General features: G+C 62.5%; 22 protein-coding genes. 8 read left to right on the top strand and 14 right to left on the bottom strand.

All coding sequences use genetic code 11. The features are described 5' to 3' along the window. The first annotated feature begins 162 nt into the window (after positions 1-162). From glmU to mfd, 4 genes are all read left to right on the top strand, one after another. Positions 163-1,545: a bifunctional UDP-N-acetylglucosamine diphosphorylase/glucosamine-1-phosphate N-acetyltransferase GlmU gene (gene glmU, locus H8695_RS10345; protein ID WP_249301345.1), complete on the top strand. Its 1,383-nt coding sequence runs from the start codon at positions 163-165 to the stop codon at positions 1,543-1,545. Further along, positions 1,542-2,501: a ribose-phosphate pyrophosphokinase gene (locus H8695_RS10340; protein ID WP_249301343.1), complete on the top strand. Its 960-nt coding sequence runs from the start codon at positions 1,542-1,544 to the stop codon at positions 2,499-2,501. Before glmU ends, H8695_RS10340 begins: the two co-directional genes overlap by 4 nt. 72 nt (positions 2,502-2,573) lie before the next feature. Next, positions 2,574-3,188 (top strand): aminoacyl-tRNA hydrolase, encoded by a 615-nt coding sequence (gene pth, locus H8695_RS10335; protein ID WP_249301341.1) that lies wholly within the window; start codon positions 2,574-2,576, stop codon positions 3,186-3,188. Between the two features lie 572 nt (positions 3,189-3,760). After that, on the top strand, positions 3,761-7,258 hold the full coding sequence (mfd, locus tag H8695_RS10330) for a transcription-repair coupling factor (RefSeq protein ID WP_249301339.1): 3,498 nt from the start codon (positions 3,761-3,763) through the stop codon (positions 7,256-7,258). Positions 7,259-7,318: 60 nt separating this feature from the next. Here mfd and H8695_RS10325 read toward each other — a convergent pair whose 3' ends face one another. The 4 genes from H8695_RS10325 to H8695_RS10310 form a co-directional block, all read right to left on the bottom strand. After that, positions 7,319-8,185, bottom strand: coding sequence for a hypothetical protein (locus H8695_RS10325; RefSeq protein ID WP_249301336.1), 867 nt, complete (start codon positions 8,183-8,185; stop codon positions 7,319-7,321). An 87-nt stretch (positions 8,186-8,272) separates the two neighbouring features. Continuing rightward, complete coding sequence (locus H8695_RS10320; RefSeq protein ID WP_249301334.1) at positions 8,273-9,025, bottom strand: zinc ribbon domain-containing protein; 753 nt, start codon at positions 9,023-9,025, stop codon at positions 8,273-8,275. An 87-nt stretch (positions 9,026-9,112) separates the two neighbouring features. Further along, complete coding sequence (locus tag H8695_RS10315) at positions 9,113-9,877, bottom strand: zinc ribbon domain-containing protein (protein ID WP_249301333.1); 765 nt, start codon at positions 9,875-9,877, stop codon at positions 9,113-9,115. Further along, on the bottom strand, positions 9,877-10,491 hold the full coding sequence (locus H8695_RS10310; protein WP_249301331.1) for a zinc ribbon domain-containing protein: 615 nt from the start codon (positions 10,489-10,491) through the stop codon (positions 9,877-9,879). Before H8695_RS10310 ends, H8695_RS10315 begins: the two co-directional genes overlap by 1 nt. 161 nt (positions 10,492-10,652) lie before the next feature. Between H8695_RS10310 and H8695_RS10305 the strand changes: the two genes are divergently transcribed. Continuing rightward, a complete protein-coding gene (locus tag H8695_RS10305; RefSeq protein ID WP_249301329.1) occupies positions 10,653-11,150 on the top strand; it encodes a hypothetical protein in 498 nt (165 codons plus the stop codon). 155 nt (positions 11,151-11,305) lie between these two features. On the opposite strand, the gene H8695_RS10300 is transcribed toward H8695_RS10305, so the two are convergent. Beyond that, positions 11,306-13,447, bottom strand: coding sequence for a DNA gyrase subunit A (locus H8695_RS10300; RefSeq protein WP_249301687.1), 2,142 nt, complete (start codon positions 13,445-13,447; stop codon positions 11,306-11,308). A 69-nt stretch (positions 13,448-13,516) separates the two neighbouring features. Beyond that, positions 13,517-15,508: a DNA gyrase/topoisomerase IV subunit B gene (locus H8695_RS10295; protein WP_249301327.1), complete on the bottom strand. Its 1,992-nt coding sequence runs from the start codon at positions 15,506-15,508 to the stop codon at positions 13,517-13,519. 159 nt (positions 15,509-15,667) lie between these two features. On the opposite strand from H8695_RS10295, the gene H8695_RS10290 reads away from it, so the two are divergent. Further along, positions 15,668-16,165: an HD domain-containing protein gene (locus H8695_RS10290; RefSeq protein ID WP_249301324.1), complete on the top strand. Its 498-nt coding sequence runs from the start codon at positions 15,668-15,670 to the stop codon at positions 16,163-16,165. A 76-nt stretch (positions 16,166-16,241) separates the two neighbouring features. On the opposite strand, the gene H8695_RS10285 is transcribed toward H8695_RS10290, so the two are convergent. Beyond that, entirely contained in the window at positions 16,242-17,291 is a 1,050-nt protein-coding gene (locus tag H8695_RS10285; RefSeq protein WP_249301322.1) for a DmpA family aminopeptidase, read from the bottom strand. A gap of 305 nt (positions 17,292-17,596) precedes the next feature. Beyond that, on the bottom strand, positions 17,597-17,773 hold the full coding sequence (locus H8695_RS10280) for a hypothetical protein (protein ID WP_249301317.1): 177 nt from the start codon (positions 17,771-17,773) through the stop codon (positions 17,597-17,599). A gap of 189 nt (positions 17,774-17,962) precedes the next feature. Between H8695_RS10280 and H8695_RS10275 the strand changes: the two genes are divergently transcribed. Next, the gene (locus H8695_RS10275) at positions 17,963-18,232 is read left to right on the top strand and encodes a hypothetical protein (RefSeq protein WP_249301315.1); all 270 of its coding nucleotides are present in this window, start codon (positions 17,963-17,965) and stop codon (positions 18,230-18,232) included. A gap of 87 nt (positions 18,233-18,319) precedes the next feature. Next, on the top strand, positions 18,320-18,580 hold the full coding sequence (locus tag H8695_RS10270; RefSeq protein WP_249301313.1) for a pro-sigmaK processing inhibitor BofA family protein: 261 nt from the start codon (positions 18,320-18,322) through the stop codon (positions 18,578-18,580). A 53-nt stretch (positions 18,581-18,633) separates the two neighbouring features. Here the strand turns inward: H8695_RS10270 and H8695_RS10265 are convergent, their stop codons facing one another. The 6 genes from H8695_RS10265 to H8695_RS10240 all read right to left on the bottom strand — a co-directional run bounded on the left by H8695_RS10265 (position 18,634) and on the right by H8695_RS10240 (position 25,665). Further along, the gene (locus H8695_RS10265; RefSeq protein WP_249301311.1) at positions 18,634-21,798 is read right to left on the bottom strand and encodes an S-layer homology domain-containing protein; all 3,165 of its coding nucleotides are present in this window, start codon (positions 21,796-21,798) and stop codon (positions 18,634-18,636) included. 339 nt (positions 21,799-22,137) lie between these two features. Further along, a complete protein-coding gene (locus H8695_RS10260) occupies positions 22,138-22,983 on the bottom strand; it encodes a tyrosine-type recombinase/integrase (protein WP_346726814.1) in 846 nt (281 codons plus the stop codon). A gap of 124 nt (positions 22,984-23,107) precedes the next feature. Continuing rightward, positions 23,108-23,386 carry a DUF1294 domain-containing protein gene (locus H8695_RS10255; RefSeq protein ID WP_249301309.1) on the bottom strand — a complete coding sequence of 93 codons (279 nt, stop codon included), beginning with the start codon at positions 23,384-23,386 and terminating at the stop codon, positions 23,108-23,110. Positions 23,387-23,399: 13 nt separating this feature from the next. After that, positions 23,400-24,074, bottom strand: a complete 675-nt coding sequence (locus H8695_RS10250) for a YgjP-like metallopeptidase domain-containing protein (RefSeq protein ID WP_249301307.1) — start codon at positions 24,072-24,074, stop codon at positions 23,400-23,402. After that, the gene (locus H8695_RS10245) at positions 24,062-24,646 is read right to left on the bottom strand and encodes a VanZ family protein (RefSeq protein WP_249301305.1); all 585 of its coding nucleotides are present in this window, start codon (positions 24,644-24,646) and stop codon (positions 24,062-24,064) included. The genes H8695_RS10250 and H8695_RS10245 overlap by 13 nt, the downstream gene beginning before the upstream one ends. Positions 24,647-24,804: 158 nt before the next feature. Further along, positions 24,805-25,665, bottom strand: a complete 861-nt coding sequence (locus H8695_RS10240) for a YitT family protein (RefSeq protein WP_249301303.1) — start codon at positions 25,663-25,665, stop codon at positions 24,805-24,807. Between the last annotated feature and the right edge of the window lie 82 nt (positions 25,666-25,747).

Here is a 25,747-nt window from a genome sequence, read left to right as displayed (position 1 = left end):
CGTGGGGACCCTGTTGCTGACCTCGCTTGGGATCATTTGTCGCCTTGCTTGGGGCGTTGGAGAGATTTCTGTGAAATGCCTATTGAAAAACCGGTCTGTTTCAGAGATAATATTGAATAGGTATGAAATGAGCAACTATCAGACAAAGGGGGACCGTCTCCCATGGACAATATCTGCTGTGTCATCATGGCCGCGGGCCAGGGGACCCGCATGAAATCCAAACACCCGAAAGTGCTGCTCAAGGTGCTCGGCCGACCCATGTGCGACTGGGTCGTCGGCGCCGCCCGCGAGGCGGGCGCAGGCGAGGTCTGCCTGGTCGTCGGCCACCAGGCGCAGGCCGTGCGCGCCCACTACGAGGGCGCGGGGCTTCACTTTGCCGACCAGCCCGAACAGAGGGGAACCGCCCACGCCATCATGATGGCGCGGGATTTTCTTCGCTCTCACGGCGGCGCCCACACGCTGATTCTCTCGGGCGACTGCCCGCTGCTGACGGCCCGCACGATCTCGGCCGCCCTCGACGGGCATCTGCGCTCGGGCAGCGCCGCCACTCTCTTCACCGCCTGCCTGCCGGACCCGTTCGGCTACGGCCGCATCGTCAAGGGCGCGGACGGGGCGGTGGAGAAGATCGTCGAGCAGCGCGACGCCTCGCCGGAGGAGCTCGCCATCTGCGAGATCAACGCCGGGGCCTACTGGTTTGAGACCGCGGCTCTGCTCGACGTGCTTGATCGCATCGAGCCGAAGAACAGCCAGAACGAATACTATCTCACCGACGCGGTGGGACTTCTGCGCGCCGCGGGGCGGCGGGTGTCGGCCTACACGGTTGAGGACCCCGCCGAGATCATGGGCGCGAACACCCGCGCGCAGCTTCTGGAGCTGACCGGCCTCGCCCGGCGGCGGGTGATCGACCGGCTCATGGCCGAGGGAGTTGAATTTGAGGACATCAGCGGCGTGAGCGTCTCGCCCGACGCGGTCATCGGCCGCGACACCGTTGTCAAAAAGGGCACCGTCATCGAGGGCGCCTGCGTCATCGGGGAGGACTGCGTGCTCGGACCGGACGCCTACATCGTGGATTCGCGCCTCGGCGACGGGGTGCGCGTCAACGCAAGCCACATTTTGCAGAGCAGCGTCGGCAGCGGCACGACCATCGGCCCGTTCTCCCAGCTGCGGCCGAATTCCCACCTCGCACAGAACGTCAAGATCGGCAACTTTGTCGAGATCAAAAATTCCACCGTGGGCGAGCGCACGAGCGTCGCCCATCTGACCTACGTCGGCGACACCGACTGCGGCGGCCATGTCAACTTCGGCTGCGGCACGGTCACGGTCAACTACGACGGCAGCGCCAAGCACCGCACCACCATCGGCGACCATGTGTTCGTCGGCTGCAACACCAATCTCGTCGCCCCGGTCACGGTGGCGGACAACACCTACATCGCCGCCGGCTCGACCATCACCGGCGACGTCCCCGAATATGCGCTCGCCATCGCGCGCGCGCGGCAGATCAACAAAGAAAACTGGGTCAAAAAACAGGAGGAGAAAAACAGATGATCAATCGAGGCAAGGAGATCAAAATCTTCACCGGCAACGCCCATCCCCAGCTTGCAAAACACATTGCCACCGAGCTCGGCATGGACCTCGGCGAGAACGAGGTCGGCATCTTCTCGGACGGCGAGACCAGCGTCTCCATCAAGGAGTCGGTGCGCGGATCGGACGTCTTCGTGGTGCAGTCCACCTGCAAGCCGGTCAACAACAACCTCATGGAGATTCTCATCATGATCGACGCCTGCAAGCGCGCCTCGGCGGGCCGCGTGACGGCGGTCATCCCCTACTTCGGCTACGCGCGCCAGGACCGCAAGGCCAAGGCCCGCGACCCGATCTCCGCAAAGCTGGTGGCGAACATCCTCTCCAAGGCGGGGGCCGACCGGGTTCTCACCATGGACCTGCACGCGCCCCAGATTCAGGGCTTCTTTGACATCCCGGTGGACAATCTGCAGGGCGTGCCGATTCTGATGCCCTACTTCATGAAGAAATTCGGCAAGGACCTGTCGAACATCGTGGTCAGCGCCCCGGATCTCGGCGCCGTCACCCGCTCGCGCAAGTTTGCCGAGAAGATGGATCTGCCCCTCGCCATTGTCGAGAAGCGCCGCCCGAAAGCCAACGTCTCGGAGGTCATGAACATCATCGGCGACGTGCGCGACAAGACCGTCATTCTCGTCGACGACATGGTCGACACCGCCGGCACCCTCACCAACTCCGCCAACGCCCTCGTCGAAAAGGGCGGCGCGAAAGAGGTCTATGCCTGCGCGACCCACGGCGTGCTCTCCGGCCCCGCGATCGAGCGCATCGAGAACAGCGTCATCAAGGAGCTCGTGCTGCTCGACACCATCCCGCTCGGCGAGGAGAAGGCCTGCGACAAGATCACGGTTCTGCCGGTGGCGCCCGTCTTCGCCGAGGCCATCGAGCGCATCTACGAGGAGCTTCCCGTCTCGACCCTGTTTGCATAATCGACCTTATTTGATACCGGATGTGTGCTATGGTCAGAGAGACGCTCTCTGACCATCGTTTTTGGAGGAAGTATGGCTCTGTTTGCCCGAAGAAAAAAGACCTTTTCCGATTCGTCCGCGGTCGAGTGGGTGATCGCCGGGCTCGGCAACCCCGGCCCGAAGTACGAGCGCACCCGCCACAACGCGGGTTTTCTCGCGCTCGACCGTCTCGCGGCGCGCCACCGCATCGACGTGACGCGCCTGAAATTCCGCGGGCTACTCGGCCGCGGCGAGATCGCGGGGCGGCAGGTGCTGCTCGTCAAGCCCCAGACCTTTATGAACAACAGCGGCGAGTGTCTGCGCGAGGTGCTCGACTTCTACAAGGTGCCCCCCGAGCGGCTGATCGTGCTCTTTGACGATATCTCGCTGCCCCCGGGGCGGCTGCGCGTGCGCCTGCGCGGCAGCGACGGCGGCCACAACGGCATCAAGTCCATTCTCTATCACATCAGAAGCGACCAGTTTCCGCGGGTCAAGATCGGCGTGGGCGACCGCCCGCACCCGGAGATGGATCTCGCCGACTGGGTGCTCGGCACGGTGGCGCGCGAGGACTTTCCCCAGTGGGAGGACGCCCTCGAGCGTGCGGGGCGCGCCTGCGAGCTGCTCGTTGAGGGCAGCCCCGCCGAGGCCATGAACCGCTACAACAGCTAAACCGGCGGCGTTTAGCCGCCGCTGAAGCGGCAGCTAAACCTACCTCGCTTCCCATGAGTAAATCCCCGACGTTTCGCCACGATTGAAGCGACGGCAAAGCCATCCCCCTCCATCCCCGGGAGTGAAAGCTCCACGGGGTCCAGGGGTCACTGACCCACTGGCCGTTTGTGTAGGGGGTTCAAAGGGGGGAGGAATCGGAACCTCCCCCCTGCGTTCTTTGGTTACTTTCTCACGCGAGAAAGTAACATCTCCCCGTTAGGCGAACCGAAGACCTCGCCACCACATAGCCGAGGCTTTGCCAACACCAAAGTAACAGCAAAGCTCCACCCGTTTCCCTGGCGTCTGACCGCCGCCAAAGCGACAGCAAAGCCATATCCCGCTCCCCGTAGGCACTCCCCCGGCGTCCAGCCGTCACCGAAGTGACAGCGAGGCCCCCCCTCTCCCCGGGAGCGAAATCCCATCAACCAATCCGCCGATTCAGCGAAGTCGGGTCACGGTTTTACCGGGCCCGGCGCACATACCAACAGGAAAGGAACCCAAAGCGAAGCGAAAACACCGCTTTGGAACACACTATGATTTCTCCCTACAAACCCTATCTCAAAACGCCGCGCGTCGAAGCGATCTGTGACGCGCTCGGCGAGGGGCGCGTGCCCGTCGCCGTGACCGGCATCACCGGGGTACAGAAGCTGTACCTCGGCTTTTCGCTGTCCGTGCGGCTCGGGCGGCCGCTGCTCTACCTCGCCGCCGGCGACAGCGAGGCGGCTCAGGCCGCCGAACAGCTCGCGGCCCTCTTCGGCGAGGGCGTCTGCCAGTTCCCCTACCGCGACTTCAACTTCGCCAGGGTGGACAGCCTCAGCCACGACTGGGGCAACGAGCGCATTGGCGCGCTGTCGGCCATCGCGCAGGGGCAGGTGCGCGCTGTCGTCACGACGCCGGACGCGCTCGGGCAGTTCACTCTCGGGCGGGGGCTGCTCGATGAGCTCGGCTTCACGCTCGGCTACGACACGCCCCACGAGATCGAGGACGTGGTTGAGCGACTGGTCGCGCTCGGTTACCGCCGCGCGGAGCTCATCGAGGGCACGGGCCAGTTCGCCCGGCGCGGCGGCATTCTCGACGTGTTCCCTCCCACCTGCCAGAACCCGGTGCGCATCGAGTTCTTCGGCGACGAGATCGACTCGATGGGCGAGTTTGACCCCGTGACCCAGCGGCGCATCGCGAACCGAAGCGAGCCGCTCGTCATCCCTCCTGCGCGCGAAAATCTGCTCACCGAGCCGCTTCGCGAGCGGCTCATCGAGCGGCTCGGCAAGGTGATCTCCTCGCTGCGCCGCCGGCAGGACGAGGCGTCAAAGACCGCGCTCGAGACCATGCTCGCCGACCGCGAGCAGCTTCAAAACGGCGGGCTTCTCACCTTTCCCGACCGCTACTTTCCGCTCGTGTACGACGAGCCATCGACGCTGCTCGATTACCTCGGGGAGCAGTATCTCGTCGTCGTCAGCGAGGAGCGCGCGGTGCGCGACAAGCTCAAAAATGCCCAGTCGCTGCTACACGAGGATGTGAAAGTCCTGCTCGAGCAGGGCACGCTCACGCGCCACAACACCAAATTCGCCCTCGAGCCCTCTGAGCTCTGGGGCGCTCTCTCCGGGCGGGACATCCTCTATCTCGATGCGCTGCCTCACTCGAATTACACCATTGCGCCGAAGACGCTGCTCGCCCACACCGGCCGCTCAATTCCGCCGGTGGGAACCTCTCTCGAGCTTCTGCTCGGCGAGCTGCGCGAGCGGCTCTCGCAGGGGCAGACGGTGTTTCTGTTCACCCCCGGCGAGCGCCGGGCGGAGAATCTGCTCGAGCTGCTCTCGCGAAACCACGTCTCCTGCTCGACCACGGGGGATGACGATCTGCCGCAGCGCACAGTCCGCATCGTGGTCGGGCGGCTCTTCGAGGGGTGCGAGCTCGCCGAGTGCGGCGCGGTGCTGCTCACCGACGGCGACCGGGCCGCGCCCGTCAAAAAGCGGCGGCAGACCAAGCGCATGGGCGAAAAGATCCGCACCTACGCCGATCTCAAAATCGGCGACTTTGTCGTGCACGTCAGCTACGGCATCGGCCAGTACATGGGCATCAACAAGCTCACCGTCGAGGGCGTGACCAAGGACTACATCAAAATCAAATACGCGGGCGAGGACATTCTCTATGTGCCCGCAAACCAGCTCGATCTGCTGTCGAAGTACGTCTCGGCGGGCGACGGGGCCAGGGTGCGCCTCAACAAGATGGGCGGCGGCGACTGGCAGAAGACCAAGTCCCGCGTGCGCGCGGCGGTCGCCGACATGGCAAAGGAGCTCATCTCGCTCTACAGCATCCGCCGCAGAATCGAGGGCTTCGCCTACTCGCCCGACTCGCCCTGGCAGCGGGAGTTTGAGGACCGCTTCCCCTACGAGGAGACCGAGGATCAGCTTCGCTGTGTGCGCGAGATCAAGGCCGACATGGAGAGCTCCGCGCCGATGGACCGGCTGCTCTGCGGCGACGTGGGCTTCGGCAAGACCGAGGTCGCGCTGCGCGCCGCGTTCAAGGCGGTCAACGACAGCAAGCAGGTGGCGCTTCTCGTGCCGACGACCATTCTCGCCTGGCAGCACTACGAGACCATTTTAAAGCGCTTTGAGGACTATCCCATCCGGGTGGATGTGCTCTGCCGCTTCCGCACGCCGAAGCAGCAGCGCGAGATCATCCGAAAGCTGCAAAACGGCGAGCTTGACATTGTGGTGGGCACCCATCGCCTGATTCAAAAGGACGTGACGTTCCGCGACCTCGGGCTCGTCATCATCGACGAGGAGCAGCGCTTCGGCGTGACCCACAAGGAGCGCCTCAAGGAGCTGACCAAGCGCGTGGACGCGCTCACCCTCACGGCGACCCCCATCCCGCGCACACTCAACATGGCCCTCTCGGGCATCCGCGACATGTCGCTCATCGAGGAGCCGCCCCACGACCGTGTTCCGGTGCAGACCTATGTCATCGAGCACGAGCTCGGCGTCATCGTCGAGGCCATCCGGCGCGAGCTGCGCCGCGGGGGACAGGTCTTCTATCTGCACAACCGCGTCGACTCCATCACGCGCACGGCGGCAAAGCTCCAGGAGCTGCTGCCCGACGCCGCGGTGGCGGTGGCACACGGCAAGATGTCGGAGAGCGAGCTTTCCGACATCTGGCGGGACGTGGTCGCGGGCGAGATCGACGTGCTCGTCTGCACCACCATCATCGAGACCGGCATCGACGTGCCCAACGCCAACACCCTCATCATTGAGGACGCCGACAAGCTCGGCCTTGCGCAGCTCTACCAGATCCGCGGGCGGGTGGGGCGCTCCCACCGGCGGGCGGTGGCCTATCTGACCTACCGCCGCGGCCGCGCCCTCAGCGAGGACGCGACCAAGCGCCTGTCGACCATACGGGAGTTCACGGAGTTCGGCTCGGGCTTCAAGATCGCGCTGCGCGACCTCGAGATCCGCGGGGCAGGCAATGTGCTCGGCGCGCAGCAGCACGGCCACATGGAGTCGGTGGGCTATGACCTCTATGTCAAGCTGCTCGACGAGGCCGTGCGCATGCAGAAGGGGCTTCTCGACGCGCCGGTGGAGGAGTGCGCGGTCGACATCTTCATCGACGCGCACATCCCCGAGGAGTATGTCAGCAGCGGCGAGGTGCGCATCGACATGTACAAGAAGATCGCCGCCATCGAGACCCGGGAGGACTACGACGACCTACTCGACGAGTTCTGCGACCGCTTCGGCGAGATTCCAAAGCCGGTGCTCAACCTCTGCGACATCTCGCTGCTGCGGAATCTCGCGACCAATCTGCGCATTGCGGACATCTCGCAGAAGGGCAGCGTCATCCTTGTGGACGCGACCCACATCCCTCTGCCCGCGGTCGCGGCGCTCGCCGCGCAGTACCGCGGCCGGCTTCTCTACAGCGCGGGCGAAAAGCCCTATCTCTCGCTCAAGGTCGACCCGAAGCAGAGCCCGGTCGAACAGCTGCGCGCTCTTCTGCTCGCCGTCGGCGAGCAGAGGGATGCCGCCCCACAGACAAAATAGAGAGAGCCGCCTCTGGCGGCTCTCTTATTCTTCTGGGTTGCCGCGGGGCAAGCCCGCTTTTCACTTGGGGACTTTCTCCTCCACCAGTTCCAGGGTGACGATCTCGCCGCGCATCAGGTCCTCATAGATGCTCTCGCAGAGAGATTTCTCGAGCGGCTTCCCCGCCGGAAGAGGCCGAACCCGCTCCTGTGTGCGTTCCGGCTGACTCTGCTGCGGGTTTCTGGATACCTTGCCAATGCCCACAGCGAGAAAAGTGGCGCCCGCCACGATGATCACCGCGGCCCCACCCACGGCAGACGGGCTGTCATTGCCGGTTCTCGGCTGAGGCACCGGGTCGGGACGCGGCGGCTGGGAGGGGTCGCGGTAGGGCTGAATGTAGCGCTTTTCCGGCGGGTTCTCGTATTCCACAGCGGCGATGACCGTGTGAAAAAAATCGTCCGCCTGGCCGGCGGGGCCGTCGTAGGTGTAGCCGTAGAGCCAGCCGTTGACAAAGACTAGATAGCTGCGGCGCACCCGGCCATCGTTAGACTGCCAGTCGGCCGCGAAATACTCATAGTCGCCCCAGGCCACGCGGTTGAAAGCGAGAGTCTGCGCCGGCGGGGCAAAGAGCCCGCCGATTTCCTCGGGCTTAAAAAAGTAGTTGCCCATCTGGCTGCGCCAGGCGTCGAAATTCTTCTCTCGCGCGCTTTGATACACGTCGGCGCGGCTGAATGTAAAGGTGATATCGTCCGCGGCAAAGCTCGCCCGCGCAAACGGCACCTGTGTGTCCCGCGGCACCTCGGCAAACTCTGCGGGCAGTGTGATCATAATGCCGGCCGGCGCGTTCTCATAGACGAAGCCGCCCGGCACGGACGGCTGCTCTTCGCCGCCTGCGGCCACCGTGCCGCACAGCGCCAGCAAAAGCAGAAAAACGGCAGCTTTCCTCAATGGACGGATCCCCTTTCCGATCTTTCTGCGGCCACCCGCGCGGCGGGCATGGGTACGGTCTGCGCTCCGCAGAGATGGCGGCTTACATCAATCCAGATAGTCCTCTCTCTTTTTTAGGTAGATGATCGTCGGTATCAGATAGATCATCGGAATCAGAGCTCCGATAAGGCCCTGCCCAAAAAGTCCGAACAGGAATATCAGCGCACTGTAGATGATCAGCGTCTTGATTACAGCCTCCCGATACTTCAAAAGCTGAACGAAGATCGTAATTTGAAAAACCAGATCGACAACAGATAAAAACAGATAATTGTCCGTGCCGGACAAGTACGAATACTGTGAGACCATCATCAGACCTGTCAGGCTTTCTAAAATCCACAGCACCAGAAGAACCTGAAAGACATGATACCAGATGAAACCTGGCGATTTATCCTGCGTTCCCTCCTCAAGGCTCTCCTGCGCGCTCTGGGCGGCGGTCACGTCAAAGCATTCGTTGACAACAATGCCGCCCGACGGCCTTTCGCTCTCGCAGCGCGGCGGCGCGGCAGACTCGCCGGAGGACTCGGGTTCGCTCTCCTGCGGCGGCGCCTCCGCCCCGGCCCACTGCTTCAGACGGGTTTTCAGCTCCCCGGCCTGCTGCCGGGCGATCTCGATGTCCCTCTCCTGCTCCTGCTGCGCCGTCCCGGCGGCGTTCACATCGAAGTTCTGGTTTACGACAATACCCGAACCGGGCTTTTTCGCGGTGTCCCCCTGCGCAGCGGGAACGGGTACGGTCTGCGCTCCGCAGAGATGGCAGAACACAGAGTCCCCGGGCAGCTCGGCTCCGCATTTGCGACAGTACATCATAACCCCCCTCTTCTCTCTGCCGGTGAAATACCGGCGAGCTGCTCCGGCAGGAACACTCTCTCCTGCGTCATCCTGCCCAGCTCATCAATCCAGATAATCCTCGCGATTTTTCAGATAGAAAATCGTCGGAACCATGACGAGCAGCGGGCCCAGCGATGCGAAAAAACGCTCCGCCTGAGCGGCGGCGAAGAAACCAAGCACCGGGGTCACAACGCAGAATACGGTGAGCGTCCTGATTGCGGCGAGCTTGTACTTCAAAAGCTGAACGAAGAGCACGGTCGAGAAAATCGCAATGGCAATCGAGGTGAACGCGTATGCTCCGGCCCCTCTCGCTGAGAGGGCGAGAGCCGTGCCCGTAGCGGTAAAATTGTTGAGCGCCCACAGCGCCAGAAGAACCTGAAAGATACGATACCAGACAAAGCCGAGTTCCGGCTCCTGATCCTGCGCGCTCTCTCCGGGATTATCCTGCGCGCTCTGCGCGGCGTTTCTGTCAAAGTTCTGGTTTATCACAATGCCGCCCGACGGTCTTTCGCTCTCGCGGCGCGGCGGCGCGGCAGACTCGCCGGAGAATTCGGGGCCGCTCTCCTGCGGCGGCACCTCCGCCCCGGCCCACTGCTTCACGCGGGTTTTCAGCTCCCCGGCCTGCTGCCGGGCGATCTCGATGTCCCTCTCCTGCTCGCGCTGCGCCGCCCCGGCGGCGTTCACATCGAAGTTCTGGTTTACGACAATGCCCGACCCGGATTTCGCGGTGTCTCCCTGCGCAGCGGGAACAGGCACGGTCTGCGTTCCGCAGAGGTGGCAGAACGCCGAGCCCTCGGGCAACTCGGCCCCGCATTTGCGGCAGTACATCACAATTCCTCCTCTTGCTCTTCGCGCGCCGCAAAGAAGCCGGCGCGCTTTTTCAGATAGTAGAGCGTGGTCAGTTCAATCAGCAGTGAGATCAGCCACTCGAGCAGTTCCCGGCCCTGAAGCGGCCAGAAGCCGAGCATGGCCCACACCACCGCAGCGTTGAGCAGACTGCCTACCACAGCCACGCCGATCGAACAGATGCAAAACGTCCGCACAACGCCCGGCGCGCGGCGCACCATATTCACCAGCAGCACGGCAAACGCCGCAAACTGCACCGCGTACAGCACCAGATACCACTTCCAGAGCTGCGGCAGCGCAAGGCGGTAGACATTGTACTCATCCAGCAGCGCGATAAGGCCCACCAGGAGGCTGAGCATGCTCAGCGGCAGCCGCACGGCGGTGTAAAACCAGTACCACTTCATGCCGGGCGTCTCCCGCTTCGGCAGCGCCACGCGCAGCGGATTCCACTGCGGGGTGGTCGGCTCCTCCCGCGGGGACTGCTCCCACGCATACGGGACCGGCTCGCTGCTCGAAACCGGCGCGAGCTCTTCGCCGCAGAAGTAGCAGAACTCCGAACCGTCTTCCACCTCGTGGCCACAGAAAGTACAAAACATGAAATCCCCCCTTTTCCTGATCTTACCATTTCTTTTCCGTTTTGAGAAGATGTTATTTTAAATTTATCGACTCAAACATTCATTTTCTTGACGAATAAGAGAAGATGCGGTACACTTTACTATAGCACGTGCTAAAATATGAGAAAGAAGGATACCACGCCATGCAACTTCGGGAAGAACTTTTGCTGCTTCGGGATTTGCTTCAACAGGCTGATAACAAAATCGGCAGTCTTCTGCAGACACTTGAGCGGCCGGACGGTCAGTCCACTGCGGCATCCGCCTATGAGACCATTTACTCGCTGAACACCGCAGAGGAAATCTTCAAGGGAAAGCGTCCCACCGGTGTGATCTTTGAAGATGGAACGCGGGAGGATCTTCCAACGTGGAAAAAGGTGTTTGAAGCAATTCTCAAACACTGCAATCAGAATCCACAGACACACCAGGCTCTGATGGATCTGCGCGGAAAGCTCCTCGGGAGAAACCGCGTTCTGCTGGGCAGCGAAAAGGGCCAGATGCGCAGCCCGATCAAAATCGACCGGGCACTTTATGCTGAGTCACACTATGATACACAGACCTTGCTGAAGATTCTGACCGGGCGCATTCTCACGGCGGCCGGCTATGATTACAGCCGTATCCGCATAGCCGTGCAAAACGGCTGACTGCAGAGTAGGGGACCTGGCTACACCGGTTTGAAAGCCCTGCAGGACAAAAGAGAGGCGGCGCACAGTGTGCGCCGCCTCTTTCTCTCTTTCATAACGCTGCTCTGTCATACCCCGGTGATTCACCCGCCTGGTTCTCGCAGTGTTCCGGCTGATCACTCCTGCAGCAGTCCCATCTGGTCGTGCTGCTGGCGCAGCGCCTTGTCGGCGTCGTTTAAAAAGCTGCCCGCGGCGGGGAGATTCTTCGTGCGGTAGCGGTCCGACTTGACAAAGAGCGCCTCGTCCATCGGCTCGGCGCGGTAGAGCCAGCACTTCTGGCGCAGGGTCATCACCGCGACGCCGATGGTCTCGCGGGTGGTCTTCGGCGCGATGGCGCCGGAGTTCACGATGAGCACCTTGCCGTTTGACGAGGTGAGCACAAACTCGCTCTCGCCGGCGAGCTGAAAGACGGCGGCGAGCTCGCTCTTCGTGGAGTAGGCGCCGGTGAGTTTTTTGCGGTTGGTCTTGGTCTGGTAGCTCGCAAGCTCGATCTTGGCGGCCTTTCCGTTTCGGAAGAAGAAGAGCATGTGGCCGCTGTAGTCGGTGGTGAATGCGGTGAAGACCACGCGCTCGCCCTCGTCCATGGCGAGCTTCGAGGGCAGATAGTCGCCGAGCACGCTCGCCTTGGTGTCCTCAAAGTCGGACAGGCGGGTCTTATAGACCTGGCCGAGGTTTGTAAAGACCAGCATCTCGCAGCGGTTTGTCAGCTCTGCGGTGCGCAGGATGAAGTCGCCCTCCTTGAGCTTGTGCTCGCTGCTCATGCGCAGGCTCGCGGGTGTGATCTTCTTGAAGTAGCCCTCGTTTGTGACAAAGACGCTCACGGGGTAGTCGGCGATCTGCTCCTCCTCCTTGTACTCGACAACTTCGTCGGCGTAGAGGATGTCGCTGCGCCGGGGCGACGCATACTTCTTTTTGATCTCGGTGAGGTCCCTGATGATGATGTTTTTGATGCGCCGGCCGCTCGAGAGGGTCTGCTCGAGATCGTCGATCTCGTCCTCGAGCGACGAGACCTCGGCGATGCGCTTTAAGACATGCTCCTTGTTGAGGTTTCGCAGCTTGATCTCGGCGATGTACTCGCCCTGCACCTCGTCGACGCCGAAGCCGATCATCAGGTTCGGCACGACCTCGGCCTCGTCCTCGGTGTTGCGCACGATGGCGACCGCCTTGTCGATGTCGAGCAGGATTTTCTTCAGGCCGTAGAGCAGGTGGAGCTTCTCCTTTTTGCGGCCGATGTCGTAGGTGAGCTCGCGGCGGATGCACTCGACGCGAAAGGCCGTCCACTCCTCGAGGATCTCGCGCACGCCGAGCACTTTCGGCGTCTGGCCGATGAGCACGTTGAAGTTGCAGCCGAACGAATCCTCGAGCGGGGTCGACTTGTAGAGCTTTGCCATGAGCTTGTCGGGGTCGGTGCCGCGCTTGAGATCGAGCGTCAGCTTCAGCCCCGACAGGTCGGTCTCGTCGCGCAGATCGGAGATCTCGCGCACTCGGCCGGACTTGACAAGCTCCACGATCTTGTCGATGATGGCCTCGACCGTGGTGGTGTAGGGGATCTCGGTGATCTCGATGCAGTTGTTCTTCTTGTCGTAGCCGTACTTCGCGCGGATCTTGAACGACCCGCGGCCGGTCTCGTAGATTTTGCGCATCTCGGCGGCGTTGTAGAGAATGCTGCCGCCGGTGCGGAAGTCCGGCGCCTTGAGGGTGGTCTCGATGGGGTGGTTCTGATCGCGGATGTACTCGATGGCGGTGTCGCAGACCTCGCCGAGGTTGAACGAGCAGATGTTGCTCGCCATGCCGACGGCGATGCCCTGATTGGCCGCGACGAGGATATTCGGGAAAGTCACCGGCAGCAGCGCCGGCTCCTTTTGGGTGTTGTCGTAGTTGTCGAGCATGTCGACGGTGTCCTTGTCGATGCTGCGAAAGAGCTCGGCACAGACCGGCTCGAGCTTGACCTCGGTGTAGCGCGACGCGGCATAGGCCATGTCACGCGAGTAGACCCGCCCGAAGTTGCCCTTTGAGTCGACATAGGGCAGAAGCAGCGCCTCGTAGCCGCGCGTTAAGCGCACCATCGTCTCATAGATGGCGGCGTCGCCGTGGGGGTTTAATTTCATGGTCTGGCCGACGACGTTTGCCGACTTTGTCTTGTTGCCGGTGATGAGCCCCATCTTGTACATGGTGTACAGGAGCTTTCGGTGCGAGGGCTTGAAGCCGTCGATCTCGGGGATGGCGCGCGAGATGATAACGCTCATGGCGTAGGGCATGTAGTTCTCCTCGAGCGTCTTGGTGATGGGCTTTTCGATCAGATTCTGTCTCACGGCGGTTCCCCCTCTCTAGGAAATGTCGGCGAGCTCAATGTACTGAGCGCCGTATTCGGCAATGTAGTCCTTGCGGCCGGCGAGATTGTCCCCGAGCAGCAGCTCAAAGACCTCGGCCGTGCGCAGGGCGTCCTCGGGGGTGACCTTGATGAGCCGGCGGGTCTCGGGGTTCATGGTGGTCTCCCACATCATCTCGGGCTCGTTCTCGCCGAGCCCCTTTGAGCGCGCGATGTGGATTTTCTCCTTCGGGTGGGCGGCGAGAAAGTCGGCCTTTTCGCGCTCGTCATAGGCGAAGTAGCTCTTGCCTTTCATGGTCATCTCAAACAGCGGCGACTCGGCGATAAAGGCCTTGCCCTTGTCGATGAGCGACGGCACGAGCCGGTAGAGCATGGTCAGAATCAGCGTGCGAATCTGAAAGCCGTCGACGTCGGCGTCGGTGCAGATGATGACCTTGTCCCAGCGCAGCGCGTCGATGTCGAAGAAGTCAAAGTCCTTATTGCTCTTGGTCTTGACCTCGACCCCGCAGCCGAGCACCTTGATCAGATCGACGATGATCTCGCTTTTGAAGATCTTGTCAAAGTCGGCCTTGAGGCAGTTTAAAATCTTGCCGCGCACGGGCATGATGGCCTGAAACTCGGCGTCGCGCCCCATCTTGCAGGAGCCGAGCGCCGAGTCGCCCTCGACGATGTAGAGCTCGCGGCGGGTGACGTCCTTGGTGCGGCAGTCGACGAACTTCTGCACGCGGTTCGAGATGTCGATGTTGCCCGAGAGCTTCTTTTTGATGTTGATGCGGGTCTTCTCGGCCGACTCGCGGCTGCGCTTGTTGATGAGCACCTGGTCGGCGATCTTGCCCGCCTCGACCGGGTTCTCGATGAAGTAGACCTCGAGCTGGTGCTTGAGGAATTCGGTCATGCACTCCTGAATGAACTTGTTGTTGATGGCCTTTTTAGTCTGGTTCTCATAGGAGGTCTGGGTCGAAAAGGAGTTGATGACGATCAGCAGACTGTCGGCCACATCCTGGTAGGTGAGCTTGCTCTCGTTTTTGGTGTATTTGCCGAGGCTCTTTGCGAGCTGGTCAACCGACGAGACAAACGCGCTTCGCACCGCCTTGTCGGGCGAGCCGCCGTGCTCGAGGAAGCTCGAGTTGTGGTAGTACTCGGCGCGGGCGTTCTCGTTGCAGAAGCAGAACGCGATCTGCATCTTGACCTTGTACTCGGGCTTGTCCGCCCGGTCGCGCCCGCGGCGCTCGCACGCGCAGCTCTGAATGTCGGTGAACGCCCGACCCGCGGCGAGCTCGGCGACGTAGTCGACGATGCCGTTCTCGTAGAGGTACTCGGTGGTCTCAAACTTGCCGTCGGGCTGCTGGTCGCGAAAGACAAAGCGCAGCCCGGCGTTTACCACCGCCTGCTTTTTGAGCACATCGGCGAAGAATTCGGCGGGGATGGCAATGTCGTTGAAGACCTCAAGGTCGGGCTTCCAGCGGGTGACGGTGCCGGTCTGGCGGCGGGCGGCGGGCTCGCTTTTGAGCCCGCCGATGTTCTCGCCGCGCTCAAAGTGAAGCCGGTGCACCTTGCCGTCGCGGTGAACGGTCACGTCCATGTATTCGCTCGCGTACTGCGTGGCGCAGGCGCCCAGGCCGTTGAGGCCGAGCGAGTACTCGTAGTTTTCGGCGTCGTTGTTGTTGTACTTGCCGCCGGCGTAGAGCTCGCAGTAGACGAGCTCCCAGTTGTAGCGCTCCTCTTTCGGGTTGTACTCGACCGGCACGCCGCGCCCGAAGTCCTCGACCTCGATGCTGTGGTCGGAAAAGCGGGTGATGACGATCTTGTCGCCGTAGCCCTCGCGCGCCTCGTCGATGGAGTTTGAGAGGATCTCAAAAAACGAGTGCTCGCAGCCCTCGAGCCCGTCGCTGCCGAAGATGACGCCCGGGCGCAGGCGCACACGGTCGGCGCCCTTGAGCGACGAGATGCTCTCGTTGCCGTATTGGTTTTTCGCTGAGGCCTTTGCCATATTACATCCTCCGTTTGCTGGTCCAATTTGCCACATTATATTGTATCCAAACGGCGGGGAAAATGCAAGCTGTAGGGCTGCGCGCGAGGGCGGCATTGAGAAAAAGCCACCCGTGTGATAAGATGAAGCAGACAAATTGACCATCGGGAGGCAGAACATATGGCAATTTCCACACTCATCGCGCGCATGATTTCCGACGCCGGCGGCAACCGGCACGACATCGAGCACTTTTTAAAGGTGTACGCCTATGCCAAAACCATCGGGGAGTGCGAGGAGCTCGACCGGCGTACGCAGGAAATTCTGGAGGCCGCGGCCGTTGTACACGACATTGCCTGCCCGCTCTGTCGCGAGAAGTATGGCAGCACAGTCGGCAAATACCAGGAGCGCGAGGGCGCGCCGATGGCACAGGCCCTGCTGCGGGAGCTCGGGTACGACGGGGACTTTGCCGGGCGGGTGGCCTGGCTGGTGGGCCATCACCACACCTTTCAAGGTGTTGACGGGCCCGACCACCAGATTCTGCTCGAGGCCGACTACCTCGTCAACGCCGGAGAGAGCAGCTACAGCGAGGGGAACATCCGCCACACACTCGATGCAGTCTTTCGCACCGAAACCGGTCGAGCTCTGCTTCGCGCCATCTATCTTGGCGCATCGATGTAAACAGAATCGCGCAAAACGGGAGAGCGGTAAAAACCGGCGGCAGAAATTCTGCCGCCGGTTTTTGATCTTCATACATCTACAGACTGCTCTGTGCGCTCTGGCCCAGATACTCGCGCAGGCCGCGCTGGACGGTTCCGTCCCGTCCGACGGTGGTCTGCGCGTGATACAGCGAGCTGACGATGGCCTCCTCCACCGCCTCGGCGCTCATGTCCAGCACCGGGTCGATGTGCTCGTCGTCCATCATGGTCACCGGCACAAAGGCGCTTTCGCTGTAGTGGGGCACTCGGTTTGCGGTGGTGAACGCGATGGCGATGTCGCCGCTGCCGTTGCCGTAGTAGGAGCCGGTTCGCGCGAGACCCACGCCGGCGCGGCGGCACAGCCGCCGGAGCTGGCGCTCGCTGAGGGGAATGTCCGTGGCCAGCAGCATGATGATGGAGCCCCTGTCGCCCTGCGCGCTCTGACCGGCCTGAATCTCCTCGCCCACATGGCGGCCGTTGATGAGCAGACGCCCGGCCTCGCCGAAATTGCTCAGCACCAGCGCGCCCACCGTGTACGTCCGCGCGTCGAGCGTGACCACCCGCGAGGCGGAGCCGATACCGCCCTTGAGCCCCAGACAGCACATGCCCGTACCGGCGCCCACCGCGCCCTCCTCGAACATCGGCGCGGCGGCGTCAAGCGCCTCTACGACGTGCTCCGCTCTGACGTGCAGGCCGCGGATGTCGTTGAGCCGCCCGTCGTTGCACTCGCACACCAGCGGGTTCACCGTGCCGGTCTCAAGGCCGATGTCCGGGTTCTGCCGAAGCATGTACTCGATCAGCGCGGTCGCGGCGGTGCCGATGCTCAGGGTGTTCGTCATGAGAATGGGCGTCTCAATGGTGCCCATCTCCTCCACCTGCACCAGCCCCATGGTCTTGCCGAAGCCGTTGAGCACGGCGCAGGCGGCCATCACCTTGTCGCGGAAGAGATTTCCCCCGTGCGGCAAAACGGCGGTGACGCCGGTGTTGACGCCCGCGCCGTCACGGATGGTCGCATGGCCCACCCTGACCCCCGGCACATCGGTGATCAGATTCTTTTCGCCGGGCGTCCCCCTGCCGATTCGGATGCCGGATGCTCTGTCAAGACCCATGAACCATTCCCCTTTCACACTGTTTTCTGCGTCTCCATAATACCCGCTGCGCGCGGGCAAGTCAAACGTTTCGCGCGCGGCACAGCGGAAAAACCGGCGGCAGAAGTTCTGCCGCCGGTCTGTTTTCGGTTTTCAACTGTCACTGTCAGACTGCTCGGACGGCTTTCTTAAGCCGTCCGCCGCGTCTCTGGCGGCGCGGCGGCAGCCTGCCGGGCGCGCGGTGTCGAACAATAGCGTTCCCCCCGCCGCGCCCCGTCATGCGCGGTATTTTTCGGAAAATCCGGCCGCGCGCCGCCGCGTTTTCTCTACTGCTTTTCCCCGCTTGCAAAATAGCGGTTCTGGCAGCCCCCAAATTCCCTTTGGCAGTACTCGCGGTTGAGACACTCCTGACACGCTTCGCCGCCGGGCGCGCTCTCACGAATGGTCACGTTGCTCTGGATGACCGGACAGTACCGCTGGTGGTGTCTTGTCACCGATTCCACTCTCAACACCTCTTTCGTCGCCGCGGGGCGTGCGCGCGCGGCGGTTTTCTCACAGCGCTATTTTCCGCCGAAGTAATACAGTTTATTCCGCCCGCGGCGCAAAAAGACGCGCGGACAGGGCAACTTTTTTTGCCTGTTTTGTTATAAACTCGTCCGCTTTGCATAAGAATACCAGTAGAGGTGAAGCGAATGAAACTGCGCGAGAGACGCGCGGCGCAGACCGCCGTGCCCGCCGAGTGGGTGCGCGAGGTCGAGCTGACGAAAGCCCGGCTCCAGTCGGTTTGCAGTCTGCTGCAATACGCCGAGGACGGGGAGCTGATCGAAAGTCTGCTCTTTGAGCGCCTGGCTTTGAACCGCCGCCTGAACTACTATTTCGCCAGGGCCAAGCAGCTCGAGAGCCAGAGCGTTCCCGCGCCCGAGGCCGAGGCCGAGCCGCTCGACGCCGCCAGTGTCACCTGACGGCGCGGCCCTACATATGCCGGACAGCCGCGCGCGGCGGACCGTCCGCCGCGCCCGGGCGCGCCATCAACGCAAAGGAGAGTACATATGCCCATAGACACCACGAGCACGCTCGCGATCATCATCGGGGCGTCGGTTGCGTTTCTGTTTTTTCTGGTCTTTTTAAAGCCGCTACGCAAATGTGTGAAGTTTCTTCTCAACAGCGCCGTCGGCGTGGCGCTGCTCTTTGTGCTGCACGCGCTCGGCGGTACGCTTCCCATCAGCGCCATGACGCTGCTCGGCTCGGCGCTTCTGGGGCTGCCGGGCATCGCGCTTCTTCTTCTGCTGCGGCTGATCTTTCATGTGTGAACTGCATAAAAAAGGGCGCTCCGGCCGGAGCGCCCTTTGATCGGTCTTACGGATTATTTCGCCACATTCTCACACAGGCGCATGATGATGGTCGCCACCTGGGCGCGCGTCGCGCCGCCCTGCGGGTTGAGAAGCCCGTCCATACCGTTGATGAGGCTCTCGGCGCATGCCCACTGCATGGCCTCGGCCGCGTAGTCGGCGACGCTCTGCGCATCGGGGTAGTCGAGCGCGCCGCCCGCTGTGACATCGTAGCCCTTGTGCTGCGCATAGCGGTACAGAATCACCGCGAGCTGCTCACGGGTGATGGCGCTGTCCGGGGCAAAGGTCGTCTCGGTCACGCCGTTGACAATGCCGTTGGCAGCGGCCCAGCGGACCGCTTCCCCATACCAGGCCCCGGCGTCCACGTCGTCAAAGACCAGCGAATCGTCGACTGCAACCGAGTTCTCCATCCGCCACAGGACGGTGACCAGCATGCCGCGGCTGAGCGGCTCGTTCGGCAGGAACAGATCCGTGTCGCAGCCGTTCATGATTTCGTTGTCTGTGACGTATTTCACCGCGCTGTAGAACCAGTCGGCCGCCTGCACATCGGTGTAGGGCAGACCGGTCTCGCTCGCCTGGAAGCTCGCCGAGACCGTCACCGCACCGGCGGGCATGGTGAACGTCCAGGTGCCGTTTGCGCCGGCTGTCACGGCGACTGCGCTGCCATCGGCCGCGGTCACGGTGACCGAGCCGACCACGAAGCCGTCAGCCGGTTTGACCGTCAGGGTGACTGTGCTGCCCGTCATGGCCGCGCTGGTGCTCGCCGACACGGTGCCGTTTGCCACCGCCGCAACCTGGATGGGATAGGTCGTCACGATGGTGCCGCCGCCCTGGGTCTTATAGGTGTACTTTGTGGCAAAGCTCAGAAGTTCGCCGCCGTCGCCGGTGATACCGGCCACGGTGAACGAACCGGTGGTCTTCTCGCCTCTCTCGATGAGAGAATCCAGATCGGTTTCGGTCAGCTGGCTGTAGACCTCGCCGCCGGAGTTGAGCGTGATGGCCAGGCTGACAGCAGCCTCGGTGTCAACGCCCCGGTGCAGTGTGACCTTGCCGGAATTGGAGATTTCGCCGGAGCCGGAGAGTGTTCCCTTGGAACCCACCCGCAGCAGACCGGAGGAGGAAATGTTCAGTGTTCCATCGACGCTCAGAGACGCGTCGTTGGGAACGGTCAGCTTGCCCGACACCGTTGCCGAGGCACCGTTTTCAATGGTCACATCCAGTCTGACCGCGCCGCCGGGGAGCAGCAGATTCAGCTCTTTCCCCGAGGGGACGGTCGCTTTCGCGCCGGACTTCAGCGTCACAGCGCCAGTCGACAGAACGATCTCCACGCTGCCCGCATCAACGGCCAGCCGGCCGTCTTCGCCGACAATCTCATCGTCCGCAAGCACAAAACTGCCGCCCGCCTGAACCGCGAGCGTACCCGTGCTGCCGAGCACGGTCAGAGCGTCTCCCTCGGCCACGGTCAGCTTCTGGCCGCTGCCGACCGAGAGGGTGACGCCCGCAGGAATCGCGCTCGAGAGCGCAACTTCACCTACCAGCAGTGTGACGGTCTGGCCGCTCTTCGCCGCGGTGAGCGCCTCGGCGAGCGAAGTGTAGGGCTTGCCGCCCACCTGGGCGACGTTGCTGCCGAGCTCGTCTTCCACCGGGGTACCGTCAACCGTGCTGTTGGTAATGACGACATTTCCGGTTTCGGGTCTGCTGCCGACGTCGGAATTTTCAATGACGGTGGAGCTCCCCTCGGTCGCATTGGTCACGCTGCCCTCGACCTTGCTGTTCGAAATGAGGGTGGAGCCTGCGCTCTCGGTCTTCACGTCGCCGGTCACGGTGACGCCGCTGAGCTCCGTGCTCCCCTCTTTGGACTTGTTGATGACATTGCCCTCAATCGTCGTGTCCTTGACGGTGAGCGACGTGTTGCCGCCGTCTTTGGTGGTCGCGCCCGGCGTCGTGTTGGACACCTTGACCACGTCGCCCTGCACCTCGGCCCCGTCAAGGCTCACCTCGATGGAGTTCTGGTCGTAGCTGCCGCCCTCGCCCATGTTTTTGTCTGAGACGATGATAGCCGGTTTTGTGCCCTCGCCCTCGGCGGTGTTCTTGATGACCGCAGTGCCGCCGATGGCAACGCTGGCGTTGCCGACGTAGCCGCTGCTCGCCTTGCCGACCACGATGGCGCCCTGGGTGCCGCCGCTGCCGCCGCTGACGAGATCGGCGTCGTCAGTCAGCAGCGCCGTGCCGATGATCTCGCCGCCGGTCACGTTGAGCTCACCCGCTGCGATGCGGATACCCTGCGCGCCCGAGACGGTGCCGCCGCTGATGTTGGTCACGCCGATGGCCGGCAGATACATCGCGCAGCCGTCGTCGCCGGAAGCGCTCACGCTGCCCGCGGTCATGTTGATGACAAAGCCGGCGTATTTGCCGCTCGACGCGTTGGTGGCGATGGCCTGGCCGCCGTCAGAGGCGACGATCTCGCCGCCTTTGATGTTGAGCGTGACGCCCTCGGGGTTCTTCACGTTGCCATCCCCATCGACGCCCTCGCCCATCAGTGCACAGGCCCAGTTGGAACCGATGTACTCGTCTTTGCTAGCCGTCGTGCAGGGCACGCCCTCAATTTTGCCGCCGTTGAGCGTCAAAACCGCGTTGCCGGTGAAATCACCGAGCGCCGCAGGCGCATAGTTATAGATTGCTGTGACGCCTCTGACTGTTCCGCCATTGATCGTCATGTTGCCGAAGTTAAACACAGTCACATCGGCGCTCATGTCACCGTCCGTCACCTCGAGGGTGCCGCCGTTGAGCGTGAAGCTGGCGCCGGCATAGACCTGTACCACCCTCACCTTTGTACTGACAAGGCGGCCGCCGGTTGCGCTGTCGTTCACCGTCAGACTGCCGCCCGGGCTGACATTGAAAAAATATCCGCTTTGCACAGTGGTCTCCAGAGTGTTCCCCTGCAGATCAAGAGTCACATCCCCGGTCACATTTAACGAGGTTGCCATTCCCTCAATGCTTGCGGTCAGCTCAATGTAGCCGCCGGCGTCCACTGCTGCGCGCAGCTCCTCTTCCGTTGCGACCTGATAGGGATCGGCTTCGGTACCCGAACCGGTCAGATCGACAGCGAATGCCGTCATGGGCAGAGCGGCAAGCGCCATACACAGCGCCAGAAGTACCGCAAGAATCCGCTTTCTCATCGTAATTCCTCCTTTTTTATTCCGGACTTTCGGCCATTTTCCCCGCTCTTTGCTCAATGTGGACAGAATCATTCTTTTGTCCTGCTGCGGGGCGGGATGACAGACCAGCTTGTCCTTTCAGTTTCAATATTTTGCCATTTAACCGGCAGCTTTTCAACGTTTTTACCTATTCTGCAGTTATATTACGCATTTTGGGTACAGCAAACAGGCCACTCAGGCTGAGAAATCTTCCGGTCTGGTTGACGTGCGCCTACGGCGGCTTGCTGTTTTCCAAAAAAAGAGTTTTTAAACTTTTCATGCTCGGAGCCGCCCCGCAGCAGGACAAAAGAATGATTCTGTCTATGACACCAGCCGAAGCTGCTCAAGCGTTCTTGCGTGTTCGGCGCCGGTTGAGATGAGGTAGATGCGGGTGGTCTCCATACTGCTGTGGCCGAGCACGTCCGACAGCCGCGCGATGTCACGGCACGCCCGGTAGAAGCACCGCGCAAACAGATGTCTCAGATTGTGGGGGAACACCTTGCCCGGCTCCACCCCCGCCCGGGAGCAGAGCGCTTTCATCTGCGCCCAGATCTGCCGGCGGTTCAGGCTTTTTCCGCCTCTGGTGAGAAAGATCTCGCCGGAGGCGATTTTTTGTCTGCGCGCGTATTTGAGCAGCTTGCGGCAGAGCTTGCCCGGCAGCAGAATCACCCGCGTCTTTCCCTTGAGCGTGATCTGCGCCCGGCCCGCCGCCGCGGCCTCGACGGTGATGTCTCTGAGCTCGCTGACCCGGATACCGGTGGCGCAGATGGTCTCGAGCAGCAGCGCGAGCCGCGGCTGCTCCTTCTGCCGCGCGGCGGCGACCAGCCGCTCATACTCCTCGCGCCCGAGCTCGCGCGCCTGGTCGCGAAAGAGCCGCCGCTGCAGCCGAATCTGCCTGACGCGGCAGTCTCTGCGGCCCAGGTGGCTCAGAAAGCTGCTGAGAACCGCGAGTTTGCCGTTGACTGTCGTCGGCAGGCGGCCCTGTTCCAGCAGATGGCTCTTCCACCCGGCGACCGCCTCCCGCGTCAGCGGCGCGCCGCCGAGATACGCCGCGAACTGTCTGACGTCGCGCAGATACTTCTCAACAGTGGCCGCGCTGCGCTCCTGCGCGCGCAGCGCCCGCTCAAAGGCGGCAATGTGTGCGGTGTGAATCGTCATGTTGCTCATAGTTGCCCTCCTGTTGCTGTTACTGCTCTCAGTTTAACTCAAAGTTGCCATCTGTTGGCAGATTTCGCAAAATTGGCACAAAAAGGCAGCAGACAAAATGTCTGCTGCCTTTTTTCCCTGTGATTCAGCGAATGACGCCTCTGGCCCAGAGCAGGTAGAGTACCACCGCCTGCGCCGCCATAATCAGCGGCACGCCCATGGTGAATTTCGGGTGTTTGGTCTTGTGGCGAAACAGAAACATGGACAGGTAGAGCCCCACCGAGCCGCCGAAGCCCGCGAGGAGCATGAGCGCAAGTTCCGACACGCGCCGCTGGCGCCGGCCGGACGAGAACTTGTCGATGGCCGACACCGCAAACGCGAGCAGATTGAGCACGATGAGATACCAGATGAGATAGTCTTTCATGGAACCGTCCCTTTCACCAGTCCCACAGGGCGGACTGTTTGTTGAGCTGCGCCCGGTGGGCGCGGTGCTGCGGGTCGAAGCGGGCGACCTGCGCCCAGAATGCCGGCGAGTGGTTTCGCTCGAGCAGATGGCACAGCTCGTGGATGACCACCGAGTCGACAAGGGCCCGCTCCTCCATCACCAGCCGCCAGCAGAGGTTGATGTCGCCGTGGATGCCGCAGCTGCCAAAGCGGCTTCTCTGCTCCTTTGCGCGCACGCGCCCCGGCGTGACGCCGATGGCCGCCGCCCAGAGGGCAACCCGTTCGGCGAAGAGAACCTGTGCGCGCGCGACGTACCAGGCGCGAAGCGCTGAGAGCTCCGTCCCCGGCGGGACGAGAAGCTCGTCCCCCACGGCGCAGATTTCGCCGCCCGCAAAGCGCAGCGCGAGCGCGCGCCCCGCAAGGCGGAAGCTCTCGCCCTCGCAGACCCGCTTTGGCTTCGGCGCGCGGGCGCGCTGGGTCTCGACGGCCGCAAGCAGCCAGTCGCGCCGCTCGGCGAGAATCTCAGCAATGCGCCGGCGCGACACGCCGCGCGGGGCTGAGACCCAGATCTCGCCCCCGGCGCGCACATGGAGAATCACCCGCTTGCAGCGCTTTCGGCAGACGGCGACCGGCTGTCCCTCGAAGAGAAGCCCGCTCACCTCGCCCACGGCATCTTCTCCGGAAAACGGCTGCGCCGCCGCCCGACCGCCGCGTAGTAAATCAGGTAGCCGAGCAGCGCCCCGGCGATGTTGAGCAGCCAGTCGTCGATGTCGCAGACGCCGGTGCCCAGAAGCAGCTGGGAGAGCTCGATGAGCGCCGACAGGCCCGCCGCCGCGAGCGCCACGCGCCACGCGCGCGCAAGGCCCGAACAGACGAGCGGCGAGAGGCCCACCGGCACAAACCACAGCAGATTGCCAAAGAGGTTGTAGCAAAACGGCCAGAGGTCGCGCGGGTCAAAGGCCCCGATCAGCCCGCGCAGCGGCACGAGGCTCACGCGGGCCGCCCCGCCGAGCCAGAGGGGGGCGAAATCTCCCCCGCGGATGACGGTGATGGAGACGAGCATGCACCCGTAGAAGACGAGCGCCCAGAGGCCGAGCTCCTGCCCGAGGGAGCGCGTGGGCCTGTTTTTCACCCCGCGCCACACGAGCAGCGTCACCCGCGCCGCCGCAAAGACGGCAAAGAGCGCCGCAGCCCAGCGCAGCGCGCCAAGACAGTATGATAGAATCTGTGTTACCGGCATTGTGTTCTCCCACATTTTGTTTTCTCTATGTTATCACGGGGCTGCGCTACTTTCAAAGGGCGCCGCGTCCAGAGCGCCCGCCCAGCGGCAGGGCGCAGCGCGTGCCGGCCCCGGGAGGCCCCGGCAGGGGCAGACCGCCGGGCGGATTCGGCGGCTCTTCAGTCCACCCCGCGAAAGCCCTTGCCGATGATCTCGCTTGTGGTGGTGATCAGCAGAAAGGCGTGCGGGTCGTTCTGTTTGACAAAGCGGCGCAGCTGCACCGCCTGGCTGCGGCGCATGGCGGCAAAGACGATGTAGCGCCGCTCGGAGGTGTAGTAGCCCTCGGCCTCGCAGACCGTCGCGCCGCGGTGCAGGGTCTTTACGATGTAGTCGCAGATGGGCTCGGGGTGCTCGCAGACGATGTTGAAGTACTTGATCTGGTTGATGCTCTCGATGACGCTGTCGATGAGAAAGGACTTCATCAGCAGCCCGAGAATGGAGAAGAGCCCGGTCTTGACGCCGAAGAACCAGAGGGCGGACACCGTGATGACCGCGTCGCTGAACATGAGCGCCGTGCCGATGTTGATGCTGGTGAACTTTTTCAGGAGCATCGCGACAATGTCGGTGCCGCCCGAGGAGGCGCCGAGATTGAACAGAAGCCCCGACCCGACGGCCGGCAGCAGAACCGCGAACATCAGCTCGAGCAGCGGCTCGTCGGTAAAGGGCTTCTCCATCGGGCAGACCCGCTCGAGCACCCAGGTTCCCACCGAGAACAGAACGCTCGAGTAGACCGTCTTGATGCCGAAGCTCCTGCCCAGAAAGAGAAAGCCCACCACAAGCAGGGCCATGTTGATGACAAAGACCAGTGTGCCGGGCGACAGCGCGCCGAAAAAGCGCCCGATGATCAGCGCGATGCCGGTGACGCCGCCGGTGGTGAAGTTGTTGGGAAATTTGAAAAAGTAGATGCCGAAGACCATCAGAAGCGTGCCGAGTGTGACAAGGGCGTATTCGCTGAGGGTCTTTTTCGTTTTCTCTGACATGGTTCCTCCCGGCTGTTTTTTTGCAACAAACTCATTATAAACAGGTCTCCCGCGCTCGTCAATGCGCGGCGGACATGTTATA

It is taken from the genome of Feifania hominis, from assembly GCF_014384765.1.
In the GTDB taxonomy this organism is placed as follows: domain Bacteria; phylum Bacillota; class Clostridia; order Oscillospirales; family Feifaniaceae; genus Feifania; species Feifania hominis.
This window is presented reverse-complemented; position numbering and strand designations above follow the sequence as displayed.